At 58.7% G+C, this 20842-nt stretch carries 21 protein-coding genes and 3 pseudogenes; 12 read left to right on the top strand and 12 right to left on the bottom strand.

What is annotated here, in order from left to right; all coding sequences use genetic code 11:
• Positions 1 to 563: 563 nt before the first annotated feature.
• Positions 564 to 1526: a hypothetical protein gene (locus tag ACIPUD_RS36290; protein WP_446482556.1), complete on the top strand. Its 963-nt coding sequence runs from the start codon at positions 564 to 566 to the stop codon at positions 1524 to 1526.
• Positions 1527 to 2658: 1132 nt separating this feature from the next.
• On the opposite strand, the gene ACIPUD_RS36285 is transcribed toward ACIPUD_RS36290, so the two are convergent.
• On the bottom strand, positions 2659 to 2859 hold the full coding sequence (locus ACIPUD_RS36285; protein ID WP_377789067.1) for a hypothetical protein: 201 nt from the start codon (positions 2857 to 2859) through the stop codon (positions 2659 to 2661).
• Between the two features lie 179 nt (positions 2860 to 3038).
• On the opposite strand from ACIPUD_RS36285, the gene ACIPUD_RS36280 reads away from it, so the two are divergent.
• On the top strand, positions 3039 to 4553 hold the full coding sequence (locus ACIPUD_RS36280) for a DUF2235 domain-containing protein (protein ID WP_446482555.1): 1515 nt from the start codon (positions 3039 to 3041) through the stop codon (positions 4551 to 4553).
• Positions 4554 to 5697: 1144 nt separating this feature from the next.
• On the top strand, positions 5698 to 5871 hold the full coding sequence (locus ACIPUD_RS36275) for a DUF7662 domain-containing protein (protein WP_446482554.1): 174 nt from the start codon (positions 5698 to 5700) through the stop codon (positions 5869 to 5871).
• A gap of 14 nt (positions 5872 to 5885) precedes the next feature.
• On the opposite strand, the gene ACIPUD_RS36270 is transcribed toward ACIPUD_RS36275, so the two are convergent.
• Both ACIPUD_RS36270 and ACIPUD_RS36265 read right to left on the bottom strand, forming a co-directional pair.
• Complete coding sequence (locus ACIPUD_RS36270) at positions 5886 to 6065, bottom strand: hypothetical protein (protein ID WP_085357391.1); 180 nt, start codon at positions 6063 to 6065, stop codon at positions 5886 to 5888.
• A 174-nt stretch (positions 6066 to 6239) separates the two neighbouring features.
• Positions 6240 to 6452, bottom strand: coding sequence for a helix-turn-helix domain-containing protein (locus ACIPUD_RS36265; RefSeq protein ID WP_377789074.1), 213 nt, complete (start codon positions 6450 to 6452; stop codon positions 6240 to 6242).
• 592 nt (positions 6453 to 7044) lie between these two features.
• Between ACIPUD_RS36265 and ACIPUD_RS36260 the strand changes: the two genes are divergently transcribed.
• On the top strand, positions 7045 to 7266 hold the full coding sequence (locus tag ACIPUD_RS36260) for a hypothetical protein (protein ID WP_377789076.1): 222 nt from the start codon (positions 7045 to 7047) through the stop codon (positions 7264 to 7266).
• A gap of 1338 nt (positions 7267 to 8604) precedes the next feature.
• Here the strand turns inward: ACIPUD_RS36260 and ACIPUD_RS36255 are convergent.
• Positions 8605 to 9950 (bottom strand): annotated as a pseudogene (locus ACIPUD_RS36255) (IS5 family transposase).
• 385 nt (positions 9951 to 10335) lie between these two features.
• A pseudogene (locus tag ACIPUD_RS36250) lies at positions 10336 to 10558 on the bottom strand (hypothetical protein).
• Between the two features lie 331 nt (positions 10559 to 10889).
• Here ACIPUD_RS36250 and ACIPUD_RS36245 point away from each other — a divergent pair.
• The 4 genes from ACIPUD_RS36245 (at position 10890) to ACIPUD_RS36230 (ending at position 12228) form a co-directional block, all read left to right on the top strand.
• A complete protein-coding gene (locus tag ACIPUD_RS36245) occupies positions 10890 to 11123 on the top strand; it encodes a hypothetical protein (RefSeq protein WP_446482553.1) in 234 nt (77 codons plus the stop codon).
• Between the two features lie 151 nt (positions 11124 to 11274).
• Positions 11275 to 11475, top strand: a complete 201-nt coding sequence (locus tag ACIPUD_RS36240) for a hypothetical protein (RefSeq protein ID WP_446482552.1) — start codon at positions 11275 to 11277, stop codon at positions 11473 to 11475.
• Positions 11476 to 11541: 66 nt separating this feature from the next.
• The gene (locus ACIPUD_RS36235) at positions 11542 to 11799 is read left to right on the top strand and encodes a hypothetical protein (RefSeq protein ID WP_446482551.1); all 258 of its coding nucleotides are present in this window, start codon (positions 11542 to 11544) and stop codon (positions 11797 to 11799) included.
• 117 nt (positions 11800 to 11916) lie between these two features.
• The gene (locus tag ACIPUD_RS36230; RefSeq protein WP_446482550.1) at positions 11917 to 12228 is read left to right on the top strand and encodes a PAS-domain containing protein; all 312 of its coding nucleotides are present in this window, start codon (positions 11917 to 11919) and stop codon (positions 12226 to 12228) included.
• 754 nt (positions 12229 to 12982) lie between these two features.
• On the opposite strand, the gene ACIPUD_RS36225 is transcribed toward ACIPUD_RS36230, so the two are convergent.
• The 4 genes and pseudogenes from ACIPUD_RS36225 to ACIPUD_RS36210 all read right to left on the bottom strand — a co-directional run bounded on the left by ACIPUD_RS36225 (position 12983) and on the right by ACIPUD_RS36210 (position 14725).
• On the bottom strand, positions 12983 to 13129 hold the full coding sequence (locus tag ACIPUD_RS36225; RefSeq protein WP_161495317.1) for a hypothetical protein: 147 nt from the start codon (positions 13127 to 13129) through the stop codon (positions 12983 to 12985).
• Between the two features lie 27 nt (positions 13130 to 13156).
• Positions 13157 to 14197, bottom strand: a complete 1041-nt coding sequence (locus ACIPUD_RS36220; RefSeq protein ID WP_446482549.1) for a HipA domain-containing protein — start codon at positions 14195 to 14197, stop codon at positions 13157 to 13159.
• Positions 14198 to 14289: 92 nt separating this feature from the next.
• Positions 14290 to 14394, bottom strand: a pseudogene (locus ACIPUD_RS36215) (HipA N-terminal domain-containing protein); the annotation flags it as partial.
• Positions 14384 to 14725 (bottom strand): helix-turn-helix domain-containing protein, encoded by a 342-nt coding sequence (locus tag ACIPUD_RS36210; protein ID WP_446482548.1) that lies wholly within the window; start codon positions 14723 to 14725, stop codon positions 14384 to 14386. The gene ACIPUD_RS36210 and the pseudogene ACIPUD_RS36215, both read right to left, overlap by 11 nt.
• 362 nt (positions 14726 to 15087) lie before the next feature.
• Here ACIPUD_RS36210 and ACIPUD_RS36205 point away from each other — a divergent pair, with 362 nt between their 5' ends.
• The gene (locus ACIPUD_RS36205; RefSeq protein WP_446482547.1) at positions 15088 to 15318 is read left to right on the top strand and encodes a hypothetical protein; all 231 of its coding nucleotides are present in this window, start codon (positions 15088 to 15090) and stop codon (positions 15316 to 15318) included.
• A gap of 89 nt (positions 15319 to 15407) precedes the next feature.
• Here ACIPUD_RS36205 and ACIPUD_RS36200 read toward each other — a convergent pair whose 3' ends face one another.
• On the bottom strand, positions 15408 to 15656 hold the full coding sequence (locus tag ACIPUD_RS36200; protein ID WP_446482546.1) for a hypothetical protein: 249 nt from the start codon (positions 15654 to 15656) through the stop codon (positions 15408 to 15410).
• Between the two features lie 70 nt (positions 15657 to 15726).
• Positions 15727 to 15960, bottom strand: a complete 234-nt coding sequence (locus ACIPUD_RS36195; protein ID WP_446482545.1) for a hypothetical protein — start codon at positions 15958 to 15960, stop codon at positions 15727 to 15729.
• A gap of 1972 nt (positions 15961 to 17932) precedes the next feature.
• Between ACIPUD_RS36195 and ACIPUD_RS36190 the strand changes: the two genes are divergently transcribed.
• Complete coding sequence (locus ACIPUD_RS36190; protein ID WP_446482544.1) at positions 17933 to 18151, top strand: hypothetical protein; 219 nt, start codon at positions 17933 to 17935, stop codon at positions 18149 to 18151.
• Between the two features lie 4 nt (positions 18152 to 18155).
• Entirely contained in the window at positions 18156 to 18392 is a 237-nt protein-coding gene (locus tag ACIPUD_RS36185) for a hypothetical protein (protein WP_446482543.1), read from the top strand.
• Positions 18393 to 18608: 216 nt separating this feature from the next.
• On the opposite strand, the gene ACIPUD_RS36180 is transcribed toward ACIPUD_RS36185, so the two are convergent.
• Positions 18609 to 19070 carry a hypothetical protein gene (locus ACIPUD_RS36180; RefSeq protein WP_446482542.1) on the bottom strand — a complete coding sequence of 154 codons (462 nt, stop codon included), beginning with the start codon at positions 19068 to 19070 and terminating at the stop codon, positions 18609 to 18611.
• Positions 19071 to 20540: 1470 nt separating this feature from the next.
• Between ACIPUD_RS36180 and ACIPUD_RS36175 the strand changes: the two genes are divergently transcribed.
• Positions 20541 to 20720, top strand: a complete 180-nt coding sequence (locus ACIPUD_RS36175; RefSeq protein WP_377789609.1) for a hypothetical protein — start codon at positions 20541 to 20543, stop codon at positions 20718 to 20720.
• Positions 20721 to 20842 lie beyond the last annotated feature (122 nt).

Below are 20842 nucleotides of genomic sequence, written 5' to 3'. Positions count from 1 at the left end.
AGAAGCGAGATCGCCCTATCCTCTTGGCGCTGCGGTTCCTTTCTCATGGAACCTATATGATACAAAACCTTGCAAATGTCAGGATATTGCGCGATGATATGTATCTTTTATTCTCATATCCTATTTGAAACTAATGGAGTTTATTCATTCTCTGGCCTGGTAATTTATCTTACAAAGGGGAATCAACCTAACGTGCTCAGCCCTACTGCCGGATCGGGCTCCTCAAAGACAACATGATCATCCTCAATGGAGAAGGACCGCTGCGTTGCGATTCCCGAGGGCAGCCGTGTGGTGTAGCAGCGAACTAGCCAAGCTTCTCGAGCTTTCGGCCGAGATCCAAAAGCCGCCGGGTACGGCAAGGCTTCGCAGTTTAATAAAACAATTGTTCCCGTATGATTGTTAGCTTTTAGCGAATCGACGAGGCACGCGGTGCAATGCGTTGTGAGTTTACCGGCACGTTCGATTAATATCTCTTCATTTGAAGGTGCATTGCGCCATTCGTGCGGATCTCACGAGCCAGGAACGTACAATGTCGTCTTTGATTTTCCCGTGGCTGCAAGATTATGGTCGACGCCGCGATACGGTTGCTGTCGCTTGCCAATCAACTCGCCTCGACGACGCGGCGTGTCTGTTTGAACTTCGAAGAAGGCGAAGCGGGCACGATGGGCTACCTCAATCGGATGGGCTTTTTTGACCATCTCTCCGACCAGGTGGAGGTCATCCCTGCCTGGCCAGATTACACTGCAGCTCAGATACATCGAGGTGGCAATAAAGCGCTCGTCGAAATCGCCCGAATCAACAAGGATGAACGCGACAACGATCTGCCGACCCGATTGACGAACGCGCTTATGGTGTCGTGCCGAGATCGGGAGGATTCGTCCGCGCTCGAAGGAGCGGCATGGACTATCTTCGCCGAGCTTATCGACAACATTTTTGCTCACAGCGACACCCAACTGGATGGGTATCCCTTGTTTCTCCCGGCCCTAGATGAAACCTTTGCGTTCAACAAAGACGGCGCGATCAGTCAAGCTCGCGTCATCCTGACCGATGGCGGGATCTACGACAATCTTGGCCTTGGCTGTCTCTGGCCGGACCGTTCGCGTGATGTCAGCCTGAATGTCGTTTCCGTCGATACAATTATTTGCTGCTCTGCAGGCTATGGCTTACGCCAAGAACCGCCGAGCCAATTCCTTCCGGCTCGCATGTTGAGCGTTTTCAGCACATTATTTGACCGTGCCCAGAATGCGTCGATTCATCGGCTTCACGACGCGCAGCGTTTCGGACTGATCAAAAATTTCATCTTTCCATATCTCGGGCAACTCGATCGCCAATTGCCCAACCCTCCTCCGGATTTGGTTCGCCGGGAGGAAACTCATTCGTATCCTACGAACTTCAACGCAATGCCGGTCGATTGGATAGATCGACTAAGCCGGCGCGGCGAGCAGCTCACAATCTGTCTGGCGCGCGCGTACTTGCCGCATCTCCTCAATCATCCGTCAAAATTGAACCGCGCTCAAACTACCTAGGAGCGTGCCATGCTGCGCGGAGCCGCCGACAGGGTTTGGGAGTCATGTCAAAGTTGTGAGTCCAAACGTCGCGCCTCAACCGCACCAGTCTCGCACTAGAATAACGCGAACGAAACGCCGCAAACGCGATCGAACTCGAACGACCGCAGCAAAATCAACAAAGCTGGTCGATAGGCCGGCGCCCATAACGGCCTGGTTTCTGGTTCGAGTCCTGCGAGCACTTATCGGAAATTCGCCCGGGCTAGATTTTTGACTTGAAATGTTAGGCCCACGGAATTCAGGCGGCCGGAGGGCGTGGCCTGCGACCCACGCCAACGCTCCCGAACGAAAGCAGCAAGTGACAAGCGGATGCGAGCTAACGTCAACTTCCGCATCAGGAGACGAATGGAATCCGTGGCGCCTACACCCATGCCGCCGAATTCAGGCAAGAGCGCCGTGCTGTTGATGCAGTGGTGGGAGCACGGTCGTGTCATCAAAATGAGTGCCTGAGGAAATGCGCGTTCAAAGTGGTGTTGCCCCCTTAAATCGCGCGTCCACTAGTTCGACATATTGGTGTCAAGGAGCGCCAAAAGTGAGCGCACCACTACTGGTCGCCGACGTCCGATCGTTGTCGTGACGATACGCCCAGTTCCTATCAACCCGTAAAGCTTCGTGCGTCCCAAGCCCGTCACTACGCATGCATCGTCAATCCTGCAGCTGAGCCGCTGGGCGAATGGCATCGTACTCGGTTCTGCGGCATTCGGAGCGGATAGATTGACTTATGACTGTTGTCCGCCAGTTTTCTCTCGTCGATTATGTCTCACGTGGCCCTCCTATTCGCACAAAACTCGACAGGACAAGAGTTGATTGTGCGACGAGCACCGTCAATGCGAACAGCCTCTTTTAGCCTGCGGCTTTGAAGGCGCCATTATGTCGTACGCTTGAACGCTGCGTGATAGCTCGCCACTAGATGGGCTTCTTTTCTGCTCAGCCTTCCAGGATATTCCTCTGGTCAACCCCCAATTGCGGTTGCCCAGCTGAAGTCGTAGTGAGCGCTCAACAACTTCATCGCGACAACAGCGACGAGAAGGGAGATGATTTGCAACAGCGTTCTGGTCGAGAACACTCTATTGAAGAGTGTCATAATCCGCCTCTAGCGCTGGTGACCGAGCCGGATTCCAAGCTTGAGCGCCTTTTGGCGCAGTGAGCCTTCGGAGCGCTTTGTGAGCTTCGCGATTTTTGCAACGGGTGTCTTTGCTTTCGAATGAGCGCGCAGCTCTTTCACGTCAGCCTTTGTGTATTCACGACGCACAGTTTTCTTCTTTGTAGGCGACTTCTTTGCGTTCTTCGCCACTTTTAGCTCCTCGATTCGAGAGTGGGCGTACTAGCACAGCCGCATTGAGGCGCAACTCTCGATCAGTTGACTCTATATCTTGGTCCGGGCGCGCTGCACGCAAGTGAGCCAGCTCACAGTTGGTCTCACGCAATCTGTGATATAGATTGGCTTTTGGCGCACTTTTGGGGATGGTGTGAATGCCGAAGAATATTGTGATCTTTTCCGACGGCACAGGTCAGGCCGGCGGCATCAATTTCGAGGAAGCACGGACGAACGTTTACAAGCTCTACCGCGCCTGCCGCGTCGGCCCGGACACGAAGGTCGAACCATCCGAACAGGTCGCCTTCTACGATGCCGGTCTCGGTTCTGCGTCCGATGGCGGTCATTTCAAGATTGGCTGGATGCGGTGGCTATACAATCTCGCCAGCATGGCGACGGGCCTCGGGATCACTCGGAACATTGTCGATTGCTACGCCGCGATCATCGCCCTGTATGAGGAAGGCGATCGGATCTTCCTGATCGGTTTCAGCCGGGGTGCCTACACGGTCCGATCGGTTGCCGGCGTCATGACCTATTGCGGTGTCCCGCGCCACATGCCCGACGGCTCGCCCTTGCGCCGCGACCCAAAGAGCATCCACAAGCTGGCCGAGCATGCGGTCAAGGATGTCTATCAATTCTGTCCATCCTACTCGCGCAAGATTCTTGGATACCGGCGGTTCCTGCTGGAGACTCGAGATGCAATCGCCGCACAATTTAGACAGCAATACGGCAGTACGACCACCGTCAACGGCGCCGAGCACGCGAACGTCTTTCCCTACTTCATCGGCGTATTCGATACCGTCGCCGCCCTCGGCCACAAATATCTGGGCACAGCGCTCGTGGCCACCGGCATTGCGCTACTGATCGGGTTGCACTGGCTCGGTGGCTTCCTTCAGCCGATCTTCCCATGGGCCGGATGGGCGACCTGGATTCTGAGCTACCTCGGCATCGCCACAGCGCTGATTGTCTTTCTCATGAACTATCTCAAGGTCGCGCCGCCCTTGACCGGCTACGGCTTCCTTAAACGTCTCCGGACTCTGCATTTCGCTCCGCCGAAGCACAAATTCTACGACACGACCCTTAATTCCAATGTAGGCTACGCCAAACATGCGATCTCGATCGACGAGAACCGCGGCGATTTCAAGCGCGTCGGCTGGTCGCCTACGGCCGACAAGCAAGACAAACGAGACGCGCACGGCAATCTTTACTTCGAGCAGGTCTGGTTTCCGGGCGTGCACGCCGACGTCGGCGGCGGCTATATCGAGAACGAGGCTCGGCTCTCAGACGTCGCGCTCAACTGGTTGCTCGCCGGAGCTTCGCTCATTCCGGGCGGCTTGAAACACGACGGCAGTGTGCTACGGCTGTCGCCCAATCCCGCGGGTCCCCAGCACAATGAGCAGGCGGGAGGCTTCCTCAAGGCCGGGGTTCGTGACCTGCCGATCGACCCCGAGACGGACGAATCGAGATCACCGATGCACAAATCGGTCTATCGGCGTTTCGAAGCAGCGTCCGTTCTTCTCTACGATCGCATGGCGGCCTACCGCCCGGACAACATGACGGTCCACGTCGACTTCAAGCATTACTTCGATGGGAGCACGGCGCAGCTGCCCCAATGCGTCGCCGATGACATTGAAAAGAAGTGGGAAGATGCCGGCCATGTCGGGCGGCTCTGACCCAGATACAACATTGAGGAAGCGGTTCTGTCGGGCGGCCTTCGAGACGCCTTTGGCCTCCGCGGAGACGAGGAGAGCACATCACAATGCCGAGCGTGGACTCGCCGCCCGGCCGTCAAAAACACCGTTTGAAAAACCGTTTTAGGTTCGGCCTTCTCAAACGGTTTCTCTCGCTAAGGTCTTGATTTGTTTGGTGGGTGGACCAGGGCTCGAGCCTGGGACCCGCTGATTAGGAATCTGCCGTCGATGCCGGAGGATTGCCCCGCAAGCCATGCAATCTAGACGTTCCGCCTATTCCACGTCCGGGCGGTCCTCAGTTACTTTGCCGGCGTGGGTTGGGAGATCGCGCCTATGCCGCAGGGGTTTGTCTGCGTACTCGTTTCACCAAATAGCGATTACATAAAAATCGGCCGCACCGAACGGCCGGTCGCTGAACGCCTTCGAGGAATAAATGGCGGTGAGGCGTACGCTCCCCATGGTCCGTGGGAATTTGTCCGATTTCGTGCATGTCACGGACTGCACCCCAGTAGAGAGCGCGCTTCACCGTCACTTTCGTACCCGAAACGTGGCTCGGCCAACGTGGTGGGATGTTCAACCGGCCGACTACAGCTGCTGAGCGTGCAGTAAGTGTGAGGTTCGACGAGGATTTGCAAAGGCCGAACGCATCGTCGCCCTCCACGGACTTCGGCGCGCAATGGTCGCTTATTGGGCTGATGCTCTGGCCGATCTTCGCGAGAGGAATGCAAAGAGCGCCTACGCAAGGTACCAATCCTACGATGCGGTGTCGCAGTTGCTCGAATATTAAAAGAGCACGAGGCAAGATGGTGGTAGCCGAGCGATGCAGAGATCCTTCAAGGACGGGAGCGCCTTGGGTGGGGCGCCCGCCAGCGCCGGCGGGGCCCGCGCTGAGCCCATTGTCTCTTAAGGTACTTTGTCCTGCCTCAGCCGGTTGGATTGTGCTCGGCGATGTACTTTCGGTTCTCATGGTCGCCACCGTGCGGAAGCTCGGCACACACCTGCTCTGGGACCGTCCATGTTTGCCCTTGCCTGCGGTGAGATCATGAGCTTCCGAAAATCGATCTACGAACCATTGCATCAACGGTTGTTGAGCGCGCGTGGACAAATCGTTGGCTGACCTTCCGAAATGGACGAGATACTTGGGAGAAAGCTTCCGGCATCGGCACACAAATTCACAGCGTGGTGGAGCAACGAAAGCTTCATGAAGGCCGGGCACACCCAAGGATGGGCGTGGATGAATGCGGGATTTCGTGCGCATGCTTCGAGCAAGAACCACGCCGTCGAATTCCGCCGAGCTTGAACGATCCGTACAGCCTAGCGCTCGTCGAAGGTCTTCGCACGCTGGAACAATACGGATTGAAGTCCGGTGATGATCAGCTTGTTTAACGTCTGGCAATTGTCCGGCGACAGGTAAGGAAGCTGCCGCGCCGTTTTCGATTGCTCGATCGCGGCAGAGACCGCGACACGCAATTCATCATCAGTCGGGCTGGTCATCGGTCGACCTCAATGCGATCGCTTGCAGCCTGGCGCCTTTTGAAGCTGACGCAATTGAACCTTCGATGCACCGGTTGAGGGTTACTTCAGCACGGGCGAACGGACCGTTTCGGATCGCTACCTCAATTCCGCTGCGGACGTGATCTTGCGACCCTAGCGATGGAAGTCGCTCGATCACTCTAGTAATTGAGCAAAGACTTTCCCACTCGTCCTACTCGCTCGCCCCCGCTGTTTTTGAAAGCGCTGCAAGCGAGCGTAAACCGATTGGCGGGTGCGGCCTAGCCGTTCGCCGATCTCCTCAGCTGTGGCACCTGCGCCAAAGAGCGAGAGCAATTCCGCCTCTTCGTCCGGCAACCACGGACGTGTCGATGTGCGATCGTTCGTCATTCGCAATGCCTGCAATGCCTAAATGCGCGGCGGCGCTGGCCGCCGCGGCGGGTTGGGAAAGCGAGCTGACCGCTCTGAGCGCGGGGGTGCCGGCAAGCGGCTGGGCTCAGGCGCGCGATTACCGCGCGTCATCCACGCTGCTAGATGAGCGTAGCTTCGCCTGAGAGCCGGAAAGAACCAAGCAGATGGGTCCTCGTGATCCATGCCGCAGAACAATATCCATGAACCATTTAGAAAACATTGCCGGATCCGTAACTGATCGTAAACGATGCGATGGCAACAAACGGCTATGGAAACCGAACGCCCGCTTGAAACGATAGGTGAAGACATCGGTCGGCACGAAAAGCGCAGGCCGCTTTTTAATCAGTATCACCGGCAAATGCTCGATCCTCTTCGTGACCGCGATAGGGTGTCTTCTTCGAAGCTTCCCGATCACCCCGGAACAACGCTCGCTCTTTTACGAAACGGATGGATGGAGCGACGCTCGACGGGCGAAGGTGTCGAGTATCGTATGACCGAAGCCGGTCTGACAGAACTTAGCCGCCCCCGATAACCCGCAAACCGGTGGGAAACGACGAACGTGTCAAAGGCCATGGAACTGATCGTCGCCGGCTACGTGAAGGTGCGGGACCATCGCGCGCTGACGGACTTGCTGGCACATCGTCGCAAGGTGCTCGACCAGCTGCAAGCCGTGTCGGGCATCAACCCAGAAAACGCGGTCAGAGCGATCCAAGATGAACTGGCGGTGATCGAAGCCGGCCTAGACGAACTTAAACCTCCGCCCGATTCGCTGCCTGAGAACGAGTGGGGCTAGCGATGCGCGTTAATAAGATCAATTGGGACAGAATCGGCCGGGTGACGGAGCCGGGTCGACATAAGTGCTTTTTCGGATATCTAAACGTCACGTCAGAGGACATTGAAGTGTGGACGCGTTACCCCGACGCGACGTTCACCTTGATCACCCAAATGGCGGACGAGCGAGCGGTGGGCGAAGATTACCGTCTAGGCGCGTTCGATATCGGCAATCCTGACCAATAGAACGATCCGTCGCGACCTGACGCCGGCGCGGCGGGCGAAGGCTGCCGGCGCCAGAGCTTCCAATTGAGCGCAAGGAACTGGTAACGCAAACGACAAAATGTCGTCTGCGTTCACGACGGCACGGCTTCGAAGACCGGGCAGAACGTCAAGACCGTTCAGCGCGGCGCCCGGCGCGGCGAAAAGCCAGGTCCTGATCTAGACCGCGTCGCCGGGACGAGGCTGGACAAGGGCGCCGAACTGGACGCGCTGGCGTGCTGTCGCCCACAGCAGCGCTTGTTCCAGATTTAACTTTCCGCGGCGACATCAAGCTTAATCCGCGTCTTCGATTGCATCGGAGCTACGGAGCGCTAGCCTCTCTGCACCGGACATTGCCCCGTTCGGGTTCACCATGGCGAGCCCGTCGCGCCAAGATATTCGGCGCGGCGCCTTCGTTTATCCGCCATAGCCGTGCGAGCTTCATTTGGCGAGTAAGCCCGACGATGACCGCTTCGATCTCGTTGAGATGCGACGACAGATCACGAACTTGCGCTCGCAACACTCTGAGAATCTTCTCGTCACATCGCGATTGAACCGCTTCCTGGTGAAGATTGCTTTTCTCTCAGAGCCAAAAGATGCGGCGCACGCTCGACATCTTCACTCTGAATTCGCGCGGACCCTGCAACGTGTTGTAGCGATCGCCGCGCGGGACCAATCCGTCACGCTATCAGGCACCGCCAGGCGGCCCAAGTAACACTAACGCGCGGATGTTCTTGCGCCGGCCGACAGCGGACCCGATGCTGGATGCAGTCGCGAAGTCGTCCTCGTCTCGCGTAACGGCGCCTTCGCGGCGAGGGGTCGCCGCCGTCACAAGTGGCGGCCCCGCCGTGCGGCCTAGTAAGCACGCCGCACTACTCGGGGCAGGGATGGCCGTCTCGGAGAAAAACGGCGGGCAAGCGCGAGCACTGCGGCTTCGTCGGTTTCGAGCGCGATCTTCTGGGAGAGCATCACGTCGCCAACTGCCAGCGGCCGTTCGGGAATGAAACACCACCCGGTCTTAGGTTGTCTTTCTTCATCAGGCTCCAAAACATTGCCCATGGAGCCCTGATAAATTCGTCGTCCGTGAAGAACGCGGCTTTCAGGCTGGAGCGGACTGACGGGTTGGCATGAGGGTGACGAGAATCTGGCACAATAAAAGCCGGATCCATCGGATCAGCCGGCGGAAGTTGTAGCCGACGGCGGCGAGGACAGCGTTGGCAGCATCGCCCTGGCGGTACCAGAGATAGTTTCTGCCCATGCGATGCTCGGCTTTTTGAGATGGCCGATCACGGGTTCGACGGCTGCCCGGCGGCGCAACTGGCGTTTGATGTCGGGTGTGACGCCGCGTTTCTGGCCGGATATGAAGACCCTGAACTTGTGATCTGGCGGTGCATTGTGGCCGCGATATCCTTTGTCGGCGAGGATGCGATCAAGGGTATTGCCGACCAGCGCCTCCATTTCCGGGATCACGGTTTCCAGGGTGTGTCCGTCGTAGGGGTTGCCCGGCATCGACTTCACGTGGGTGACGAACTGGCCGCCCTTGGCGCGGCCGATGGTGGTGGCAACGCTGACCTTGACGCCGAACTCGTAGGGCCGGTGGGCCTTGCCCTTGCCGATGCATTCGACTTCCGGGGCATGCAGGGAATAGACCTTGGGGCCGCGCTGGCGCTGCTGTTGCTCGCGTATGCGCCACGCCAGCATCAGCAACTGGGCGAACGCTGCTTCGAGCCCGCCGTCGCCATCGATCTTGCGGGTGATGTCGCGAATGACGCGGCCGAGCAAGGTGCGCAGCTTCTTCAGCATCCGGTTGGCGCGATTGAACTGCTTGGCGTGGGCATAACGCTGGTGCTGGATCAGGGCGAACTTGCCGACCCGTGTATAGGACTGGCGCAGAGCCACCCCGTGTTGCTTCGCCAGCCGTACCAGTTTCTCGCGTGCCCGGTTCAGCAGCCTGGCATCGTTGGGGAACATCACGTTCTTGGGCTGCACGGTGGTATCGACGATCACCCGTGACAGCTCGGACGGCTTGATCGCCTTGGTCCTGGTGGCGACCGACAGGCTTTCCTGGAGCAGCGCCTGCAACCGCTCCTCGCCCATCCGGTTGCGCCAGCGCGTCAGCGACGAGCGATCGAACACCAGCCGGTGCTGGAAGAACTCCTCGCCGCAGAAGTACTGGTAATAGGGGTTCTCGACCCAGCGCTCGCACAGTACCTCATCGGACAGGTCATAGGTGTGCTTGAGGATCGCCAGCCCCGCCATCAGTCGTGTCGGCAGCGGCGGATGGCCGGGATCGTCCGTGTAGACCTCGCCGAAGCCTCCTTCCAGGAAGCCCCAGTCCACCGTTCGCGCCAGCTTCGCCAGCGGATGCTTCATGTCGATAATCTGATCGAGCCGGGAGCGAAACAGATCCTGCTCGCCCGTCTCCCGTCGTTCCCGTGGCCGCATCTCGTCCTCTCTCGAAGTCGCGATACAACACAGAATCACGAATCAAATTTGCAAGGAATCCCCTTTCGCGCGGCCAGTTTCCGGCAAATTCGATTTCCACAATTCGTCGTTTTAGGATTCCAAATCAACAGCTTGGACATTCTTCACGGACGACAAATTCGATATCGTCACCCGGGGTGAGAGCCCGTGACTTCGAAATAACGCTCGTCATCAAACTGCGCACGCTGATCCGGAGATAGCCAATCGCGCAAAAGACGCCGCGCACGCGCTTCCGGCCCATTTTGCTCGATGAAGCTCCGATCCAGCGAACGCAGGGAGCGCAAACGCGCACTGCTGCCGACGCCGTCGCGTCTGAACAAAAACATTGCTGTGCCCACGAGGGTGGCTAGCCGCCGACGAGCCGCGGGTAGAACAGCGTCTCGTCCGCAGCCGGATCAAATGTCCGTACGGCCTTGAGATCGCCGGCCGGCGTCCGAGTAGCAGCGGTAAATCCTTGGTCTGTCAACTTCTTAAAGCGCCGCTCAGCCTTGGCCAGCCCGTCGGGGTCGGTTTGGTCAAAAAAAATGTCTGCTGTCGCCTGTGTGGTCGATCACGATCTGGGTAGCCATGGAAGAAAACTCCGTAAGTTCTAGCCCTGGCGTGGAAGAACCTCGCGGCGCCGGCTGGTGTTCCTAGTATGGAGGAATTTGCTGTGTTTCCCATTAGGCTCCCTGACCGGCATCGACGAAAACCTGATCCGTCGCGACCTGACGCCAGCGCAGCGCACCGAGCTGATCGCGAAGTGGAAGGCGGCATATGAAGCCGTGCATCCGCGCGCGCACAACTTCTATTCCTGGTTACATCGAGCCCTGCGACCCCACGCTCCGCGAGAATCCGCCACGCGCGAGGGATGAGTCTACGAGATCAAGGCCGACGGCTACCAAGCCCAACTGCATCTGCATGAGGGGGACGCCAAAGTCTAATCGCGTATTCGTCGTATCTCTGACCGCCGGCACCCTGAACCTCTTCGATCTCGCATCCCTGGCCAAGCCTGCCGCCTTCCCAGCTCAGCTCGTCGCCATGCGGCGCATCAGCTGGGTCGTCTTCGCCAAACGGCCGTTCGGCGGCGCCGCGCAGGTGCTGGCCTATCTCGGCGGCTATCCCATCGCGTGGGATCGCCAACAGGCGGCTTAGCCCTCGACGATGATCACGTCACCTTTACCTCGATGGACTACCGCCAGAACGGCGCGACAAAGATCGAGCTCATCCAAAGGATCGAACGCGAGAGCGGCGCCTCGACGATGCTGGCCATCTCCGCTTGGGAATGTGCCTCAATGCGGCGGAGATGAATCGCGAGCCAACGACCGGGTCGCGTATTGAGCTGGTCAACTATCCGATGCTTTTCAAGCTCAAGGCCACCGCCGCCGATAAGACCGGCCTCCATCACGTCATCGAACGCGGATGGCTCGAGCTGCACGAGTCAGGCGCCGATGTGAAGAAAGAGGCTGCCAACCGAGATAGCCTTACTGATAGCAAAGCACTTTAATTGATGGCTGTATCGTCAGCCGGTAAGCAACGAGATGAGCCACTCCGGCTGAGTTTGGCGGCGCTGGTGCTTGCCGCGATCAATGTTCTCGTGATCCGGGATTCGGTGCTGGCGCGGCTCTCAGACATTGCGCAGGCGAGCGACCATATCAGAACCGTGGGCATCGGAAGCGAGGTGCCATCTGCGCGGCCACGACGAAATCGGCCGCCTGCGCGCGCCGTGCAGAACTTCCGCGCTGCGGTCGCTCAAGTTTTTGAGCTCGAACAGCTTGAATTGAACCTCAGCAAGCAGCGCGACGCCGCGATGGCCGAGCGCCGCGTTTAACGACAAGTACCAGGCCCAAAAGCGGCAGCTCTCCGCCGCTATCAACAGCATGCCGCGAGGCCTCATCATGCTCGACGGCAAGGACGTGTGATTGCAATGAACAGCAACTAGCGCCGGATGTATAATCTGCCCGAGACCATCAAGTCAGGGTCGTCGCTCGAGGAGATCCTGCAGCACGGGCTGTTCAGCGGCGAAATCAAAAAGTACGTTTCGGCCATTCTCGTACGCATCGGACAGAATGAGCCGGCAGCTTACGACGTAATGCTCAACGACGGCCGGATCGTCAAGATTTATGAACGGCCTATGAATGGCGGCGGCTGGGTCTCCGTCCAGGAGGACGTCACGGAACAGCGGCAGAAGGAGGGTATTCTCGAGCGTACCGAACGGCTGCTCGCCACCGTCGTCGAGAACGTGGCGAAGGGATCATAGCCAAGGACGCGCGCAGTCTGCGCTATCTGTTCATCAACAAAGCGGCGGAACAGCAGATCGGCCTCGTGCAGCGACCTCGTCTGCAAGACCGCGCGCATTCGCCTGCGCAGAAGGTGACGCAAGGTCGGCTGCTAGTCGGCGGTCCCAACCTAATCGGAGAGGTCTTCGACCATACTCACGAACATGTGCGATTCCTCCCCGGGGCCCCAATCTGCAAACGCCTCCACGAGATCACCCGGCCACGAACTGGATTGTAGATCGTATGCACGTCGATCATTTCTGTGCCAAATGGTTGGCTTCCGCCCGAGGAAGAGCGCTCCACCAGTGCTGGCCTAGCTTGTCAGGTGTGTCGCTCTCGCAACGTCACAATTGTCCCATTGGCCGGAGTCCGGCGTTTGATTGTGGCGGATCCCGGGGGTAAGAGCTTTTGTCTCGAAAAGGCTTTGAGGCGGGTTCAAAAGGCTGCGGTCCAGCGCCAGCGGTCTCTTCGTTAGCTTCATCGGGAGAGTTCGTCCAATGCCGACCCAAATATGGGCTCTCGCCACGTCGGTCGGCTGGACAGTCATCGTGGCCGCAATCCTGCTCTATTGATATTCGCCCCGTGAATTGTAAACGGCCGAACTGATCGAAAAGCGCGATCAGCAGCTACTTGCGCCAAGCCGGCAGCTCGAGCCTATCGTCGGGCTAATCCGGCGCCTATCTGCCGGAGCCTTGAAGGGACACGTCTAACGTGAGGTGATGGCAGCCGCAGTGACTACACGGGTGCATCGGATCGCGAGCAACCACCGATCATGCTCGACATCGATATCGGCGTGCCGATCGCGGTGATGTTGATGCTGGTGCTGCCGTTGACGTCGACAGCGACATGTCGATCATGATCGGCAGCCTTGCTGCTGACCATCATCATCCTGCTGGCGGCTGGTCTGAGCTATATCCCTCCGAGCAGTCGACGGTATTGCTTGGCTCTGGCAATCAAGTGGTTGGCGAGGCGCCCGATGATGGCGTTGTCCAGTCCGTCCTTCTGCGCTTGCTTCCGTACGGCGGCTACAATGTCCGGAAGCTGCTCGGCCATGCAAATCAGTCCGGCGATCACCTTGTCGGGATCAAGGCGCGTTTCGCGCGCGAACTTCTGCCAATCGCGCAAAGTAATCTGGCTGAGCTTGTAATCACCGCCGATTTTCATCGCGAGCTTGATCTTCTGCAGATCGACGTCATCGTAGGGAAGAATGCTCGTAATGTCGTGGAGCGGGGCGAGCCGTACGTGAGGGCCTCCGGCCAGCAGCAGCGAAAAATTCTTTGCATGAGCATCCGTACCCGTAATCAGCCAATTGAAGCCTAGAGCGTCGACAAACGTGTCAACGTCGGCGACGCGCTCCGTGGAGTAGGTGCGCAAAAGCTCGATCACATCGGCAGGGCTTGGTCCGCCATCGTTTTGATACTTCATGGTCGGCAGGATGCCGAGCGCCTGGGAGATATCTTCCTGGTGGACACGGACGATCTCGTTCCCACTGAACTGCCGGTCGTAGCGCTCGATCACGATGGCGATTTCCTTTCCGAAATGCATCACCTGGGTGTCGTCGACGGGCAGACCGAGATTGCGCGCAAGTATGAGGCAGATGTGTTCATTTTCCGCGTGTCCATCGAAATGGCCGGTCGGCGGTCTGAGGATATGCGTCGTCGGAATCCGCCCAGCGGGAATTCCCCATTTGCCTTTTTGCAGAAGCAAGGCGGTTTTGGGTTGGGCACCCGCAAGACTGAATTGTCCGGTATCGCGCGGCAACCGCCATGCGGCGTGATCCTCGCGTAGAGTTTGCAGGCGATTAGCGATCGCCGTTTCGTCAAGCCATTCGACCTTGTCGTCAGCACCGCTTCGCAAGGCCTCCAGCCGATCAGGCGTGACGAACTGAATGGCACCCGCGCAGTCCTCGCCGACATGGGAAATAAGGGCAAACACGTTGCGCGCGGACACCTGAAATCTTCGGGCCCACCGTCTTCGAGCACGCGTTCGTTGTCGGGCAGGAGTCCCCACAGGAAAGCCTGCGCGGCGCAAGGACCGTGCTCTTCGGCCGCGAGGGGCATGGACAGCGACAGCGGATAGGCTCCCTCGGCCTGGCGCCAGCCCTTGTCGTAGACAAAGGTGAGCCGGCCGCGGGCGTCATTGCGCAGGCGGCCGATTTCCTGACCATCCAGCAGAGCAACAAGTTCGCTGGTCAGCCTTTTTCTTCCTGGCCTTGGCCACGATGGCGTTGATATCGACGGCTGGCCTGGGGGCCTCGCGGGCGGGCGCTTGTTCGGTGCCCGCATCCAGGCGAACGTCCAGGGCATGAAGGGCGCGAAGGATCAGCCCGAGCTCAGCGCGCGCGTGACCGTGCTCAACCTCGATCACCCACTGGCGGCTGACGCCAATACGTTTGGCAAAGGTCGATTGATCGAGTTGCAGCTTCTTGCGCCGGTCGCGAAGGACGGCGCCGAGTTCGGCCGGGGTGCATATGAGCATGGGATTTCCAAATGTCAGCGTTCGCTCACTTTAACATATGTCAGCGTTCGCTGACAATCCTAAAATGTCACCGCTCGAGACACACTCGAATGTCATCGAGCGCCGACATCTCTACGTGTGACTCGAGGCGAATCGGCGTGAGCGGCAGGACGTGGCCGGTGTTCAATCTCGCAACTAGCCAACAATCCCGGACGCTGGGGCACGAGTTTCGTTGGGCGCTCGATAGGCGCGAGTACTGTTGTGCTCGATGCAACCGTCGCCGAGGTACCTGCTTTGCGGGTCTTTTGATGCTCCGCGCTTGCCGGTCTTGGCTGTTGTCCACTGCCGCCATGAGTTGGCGCCAGGGCGATGGCGAGCTCGAAATGGTTCTCGAGACCGCGTCGCCAGAGCAGACAGTGCTCGTTTCAGTGACGACCCGCCGTCCGGTGACGGACATCACATGGGCCGCCTTCAATCATCAGGTTGCCATCTCATGCACCGCTTCTCGCCACCTGCTGAGCCTGGGGCCCGACTTGGTTCGGATCGCTCCTCTTGCCTACCTCGCTGGCGGCGATGGTGACGACTACGACGAGATCCCCCTGGCAACATTGTAAAGCGGTAAGAACCAATGGAGCCGGGAGTCCGCTTTCGGCATCCCCTACCCCGGGGGCGGCTTATGGTCATCGCCCTTCCAGTCGTGATGCTATTCGGGCGTATTGACCGGTTGCGGTGCCGTAGCGCTCGCATGGCTCGCAACCAAGGACCCAGTTCGGACCCCTCCTGGATCTCGATCGAGTATCACACCTGTTTCGAGCATTGGCGGATCGGGTCTCACCAGCTTGGTGGTGCTCACGCCCGCATTCGGATCAACTGCCATTTCGAAGTCTCGTTCAAGCAGCTCTCGCAGGCGCTCGATGCGAGCGAACCGGAATGGATGGACCAGTTTGATCATCGGGCTAGGCCCCTCGGGTCGAATGCGAACAATCGGATGATGAAAACGACGAGCGTGCGACGGGTGACGCTCATGAGTCGAGCTGTCGTTTCTCCGCTGAATGCCAGTCCGCGCCGTGGAGGCGGATCATCTCCCGACGGGACCGCTCGATGAAGATGCGCTCAACGCATAAGCCGGCTGTAACTGAAGCCGCCAGCGCAACGCCGCAGGCCATATAGTCATTCATGAAATTCCAAAACATGTTGCAACCGGCAACTCCTACAAAAGTAAGTGCCATGAGCATATTGCGAAATGCCTTAACCATGCTGCCCCCAGTCAGTCGGCGAGGAACTTTTAGCATTGCAACCACGGCGATTGGCAGCGTTTGACCCTTGTGATGCGCCGTCTTTCTGCTCGAACAGCCCGGGTCCGGCCGCGCTGCCGAGGTGGGCTCGCCCTTCTTATTTAGGAGGGCACCCCGGAACGGGGCAGTGATAGCGACGCCGGCATACTTTATCACGGCAGGCCCTTCCCGAGTGCCCCCGGCGAGGAGCTCCGCATGCCTTCGCGCGAGGGATCGACGCGGCATGGCCTGCGCCGTTGTGCCGTGGAGAAGAACGGCGTGTTCGAACTATGGAGCATGCTGGTTATGGCTCTTTCTTAATCGGCGTTCGGCAGGCTCGCGGCCAGCACTGCCGATCACCGCCACCGCAAAGTAGCGCAAGCGATGGCCCGGGGCAGTGATGCCCGCCGGCCATTTCATGACGTCTCCGTCGTCTAGGGCTTAGTGGACGACGAACGCTGCCACCAAGCCCGCAATCATCCACTAATCGTTTCGTCAGACCTTTCGGTTAGCAATTTAACCGATATACGGGAGGATTACGGCGGGGACCATGCCTGCCGATTAAATCACTAACCGCTTCGATGTCGAAGGGCTGGAAAGGTCGCTGAGCGACTCAGCGACGCGCTTCACCATCTGGATCAGCACCCTTCTGTTCGGCTTTACCTTCTTGTCACCGCCAGCACCGCCACGAACAAGCAGCTCTTGCCGGCCGACCCGGTCAGGACTTCCGGCGCTCGGCACGGAAGTGCCGCTCGTTCCCTTCTTCGTGCTGTCGCCGATCTTTTCTGTGCTGTTGCACTTCTAGGTAGTGATATAGACCCTGCTCTTGGGCCGCACAGCCCCGCGCGTATGATGAAGCGCTGAACCACACTCTGAAGAAAGCCCGAGCAAAACGCGATTTTTCGTGAGCACCTTGCGAACACGGTTTTCGCCCAGATCTTTGCCGGGGCACCGCGCGAGCGCCAAGGATGGGTCGGCCGGGTATTGCGCGGCTTCTCCTGGTTACACTTGTCGGATCGCCAATTCTGGTTCTTCTCACTTTCGACGCAGAAGGCGATTTCTGCCACGCCAACGAGGGACTTTTGCGACACACTGACGTGACGCCAGCCCCTTTTAACTGCGAACGCCCAGCCAAGCTTTCGGCAAAATAGGTCAAGATCGTTGACGGGTTGGCATCGGAGTGGACGCAGTCCTGCGGCTGGCCAGTTAGCCTAAGGTGTTGAAATCCGCTATTTGCCGATGGTAGTCTTCTACTTTTAATACTCGCGCTATTTGCTCTGACGCCATCCTGATAGTGCTTTTTTTGTGCTGGGGAGGACATTTATGCGAGGCTCTCGCGCAATCCGTTACGCCGAACGACTTAGCGAACTCACTTCTCAGCTCTCAGAGTTGGAATATCTGCGAGATCTGGTCGAAGAAGCTGAGCGAAGCGCCCGCGGCGTGCCTCCATTACGCTTGACACATCCTCCGTCGCGCCGCGTTCGACGCCGTGAACGGGGCGCTTTGTCTGTTCGCCTCCGTAGCCACGCGACACTAAACGGGAATGCAGGAGATATCAGCCCCCCTGACAACGACAACCAAGTCGATTGGACTTTGCTAGAGCCATTCCCCGACGGATGGTGGGCTTCCTCCTAAAGCCATTTGAAGCGCTGACTCGACGAAGAGAGCGATCCAATGCTGGCGGCCCACGCACCCAGAGGAGCAGACAGCTAGCGCCCTTGCAGCCCGCGGGGCCGAGGCTGGTCCGGCCGCACGTGTCAATTCTGGATCACCCTTCGCCGAACTCCCTTTCGGCAACCTGCAACGGCGAGAGTGAGACAGGGAAGACGGTCAGCACGACCTATGCGGGCTCGAGGTGAGCAACTGCAAAAGCGAATGTCACTCGTCGGCGAGAACACCGGCGTCAAGCTGAGGTCATTTCGTAAAGATTGGTTTCAACACCTCTGGAATTGCGATGACGAAGAACGACACCGCCGTGTTCGACGCGATGCGCCCTGATCCAAACGGACGGAGACAATGGGCCGGCCGACTGGGGACGCGCAAGGCACTAAAACGGGATGGCCTGGAGCTCGACCCAGGCTCGCTCGTTTACTGTCTCCACGAGCGGATCAATGCCGCCGGCTATATTGACCTCGAACTGGTCCGCAAATACCCACTGATGTTCGCGGTCTAAAGTCGTGACGAACCAGAGCCGACGCGCAAGCGATCCGGACGAACCAGCGATTCGACGGCTGCTAACCCGAGCGGTAAAACGCAGCCGTACAAAGCCGCCTGTGCTACCTGTGCCGTTCGGCACGGAAACAGATCCGAACCGTGAATTTTCCCGGGACGAACCAGAGGCCGTTTGGTTCTTCGTCTTCTTGCCGATCTTCGTGCTGCTCTATGCGATCGTCGAGAAAATGCACGTGAGATAGCACAGGCTAACGTGTCGCAGGTGCCGCCAGACGCCGGACATGCGGCGGAAAGTGTCACGCCGACCCGTTCAACGCGAGCACCGCATTGGGGTGATCTTGGCGCTAACGAAAACAGAAGCGGCACACATCCCTGTGGACGAAAAATCACCTCCAACAACGGGAAGTCAGCCGCTAGTCCGGGTTCGTGCCACTGCGATTGACGAGACACGCATGGGCTTAGAAGGTAGACGGGGCGTCCGACGGTGATCGTCGCTGGCGGCAGCAGGTCGAGATCTCTAGCTCGACCGTTTTGCCAGCTCCCGGGCAATCAGCGCGCTCCTGTGAGTAAGCCTTTTGGACTTCGATCAGTGTGTCCAAAATGGAAAGCGCAAGTGTGAGCTCGCGTCCTTCGCGCTTGAGCCGAGCGATCGGCTTTTCTTGGTGGGCGATGTGTTGCTCGCCTTTAAGAACGCGGCCCTCGGCCACCGTCAAGAGTTCGCTCAGACGCAGCAGCGGCCTCACTCGACTTCGATCCGGCTCATAAGAAGTGAGCCGCCGGGAACCGCACCAGACTTCGACCCGGTCTTTTACCGCGGCGGCTGAGCCTAGCTGAAGAGCATCTCCGGGGCCAACGCACTCAATCTCTTGCACTTCCAGTGTTCTGCCCCAGTCGTCGAGCGTGAAGACATGAGAGCGCATGGCGCGAATAACTCGGTGCCAAGCCACCGCGGGCTGTGAGCTGGCACGCGGACGCGGTCCTGTTGGAGGGCCCCGACTCGCACGCTGGCTCGCTCCGTGGGACGGCTTGGCATTTCAGTATGTGAATCAAGTGACGGAATGGCTGGCCAAAAAGCGGCCTCAGGAGGGTTGTCCTGAGGCCGAGGATTACCTTCCCTATTTGCCTCGGACCTATACGCGAAACAAAGCCAGACGCTTGTGGTGCAACCGTTCGGGGGGTCACCCTGCATCAGCCCCAGCGTGAACTGGCCGCTGATTTGGTTATCAGCCCTGTGGCATGATCATTGCCGAATTGAACAGGAGTGGGATTTCAGTGCCCAGTCTAAGACAAGAGTGCTGCCGGGGGAACTGGCATTTCGAGCCCGGCAGCCTCTTCCTGCTCAAGATAAGCGCCTGGTTAGTTTTGCTTCCCGTGCATGCAGGCGATCACGAACTCCCGCTTGCGCGACGTTGTCCCTTTCCTCTTCCCCCGCACTCGAAAAACCGCGTCCGGTAGCGAGCTGCTGGCACCTTTCCAATTTTTGTCTTGCGGGTTGCAAGGCGCGCCCTGCTGAGCCTGTACAGCGCCTCCGATCAAAGCCAGAGCAATGGAAGCAAATAAAATCGGTTTAATCATTCTGCGCACTCCCTATCTGCAGTGGATCAAATCGCTACAAGAAATTAGTGGGACCTGCCTCGGCATCGCTCTTAATCGCTGCGGGCAGAGGGACCTCGATCGCCCCTTGGTTTGTAGCATGGCAATGCTGGCGTAAGCCGGCGGGCTTTGGGGTGTATTTTCTAAAAGCGAACTAAACCTCCACACCGCGCGCCTATACTGATGACTATCCGGGATTTTTGCTAATCCCGCCCCGGGGCTGAACGGATATCAGGCCGCCGGGCAAGGTATTGTTTGCCCGGCGGCTTTGTTTCGCTTATCGGCTGAGGGGAGCACCTGCCCGCGTGAACCAGCGGAGCTTCAGGCGACTTTTCCACACCCACGACGCGCATTAGCTCGCGACTGTGTCGACCTACTAGGAATCGATAATTTGCGAGCTACTTAGGATGCTGCTTGATAGTGGCATGCGCTGTCGCCGATACACTAAATGGGCCGGCCATTATCCGTCCCGCTCTCCTGCTGAATGGCTGGCTGACGGGCATGTGACCTGCAACATCCAATGCTTGAACGGCTGTTGCGATCGCAAGGTGGACGTGCGGCTCGACACACTCCCGCAGGATCAGCCGTGGTCGTGCGTCGGCGTGCGCCTGGTCTGCTCGGCATGCGGCGCCGCAGGATCTGTGCATATCGTCCCAAACTGGCATGACAGTCGCGGGCAAGTCAGGCCAAGCATGGGGCTGAGGTTTTGATTGTAGCGATGAAGCACGTCACCGAACGCCCTTTTGCCGATCCGGAAGTCGCCGCGCGCCAGCTCGTTCAGCTAGCTTCGAGGAGTGATGCGGTACAGGACGGCAGAATCCATATACTATCCCTTCCTCTACACGCTCAAGGCAAGCGGCGCGGAGCTCGGCGCCGGCATCAGGCACGCGGTTGAAAAGGGCTGGCTGGAGCTGCACGAGAGCGGTACCTACGTGCGGTTACTGGCGCCCGGGCAGGACCTGCTGACGCTCCGTTAGGAACCGGCCCCCACTACTTGGTTTGTTGCCTCGCTCGCTCGTCCGAGCTGGCGGAGCGGCCCCGGCCTATAACCTCCAGCCCCCTGAAGCCGGGGCCGTCTCTCCGTCGTCCGGGTCTGGCC

Source organism: Bradyrhizobium sp. CAR08, from assembly GCF_052871955.1.
The sequence above is the reverse complement of the archived record's forward strand: the minus strand, read 5'-3'. Positions and strand labels throughout refer to the sequence as shown.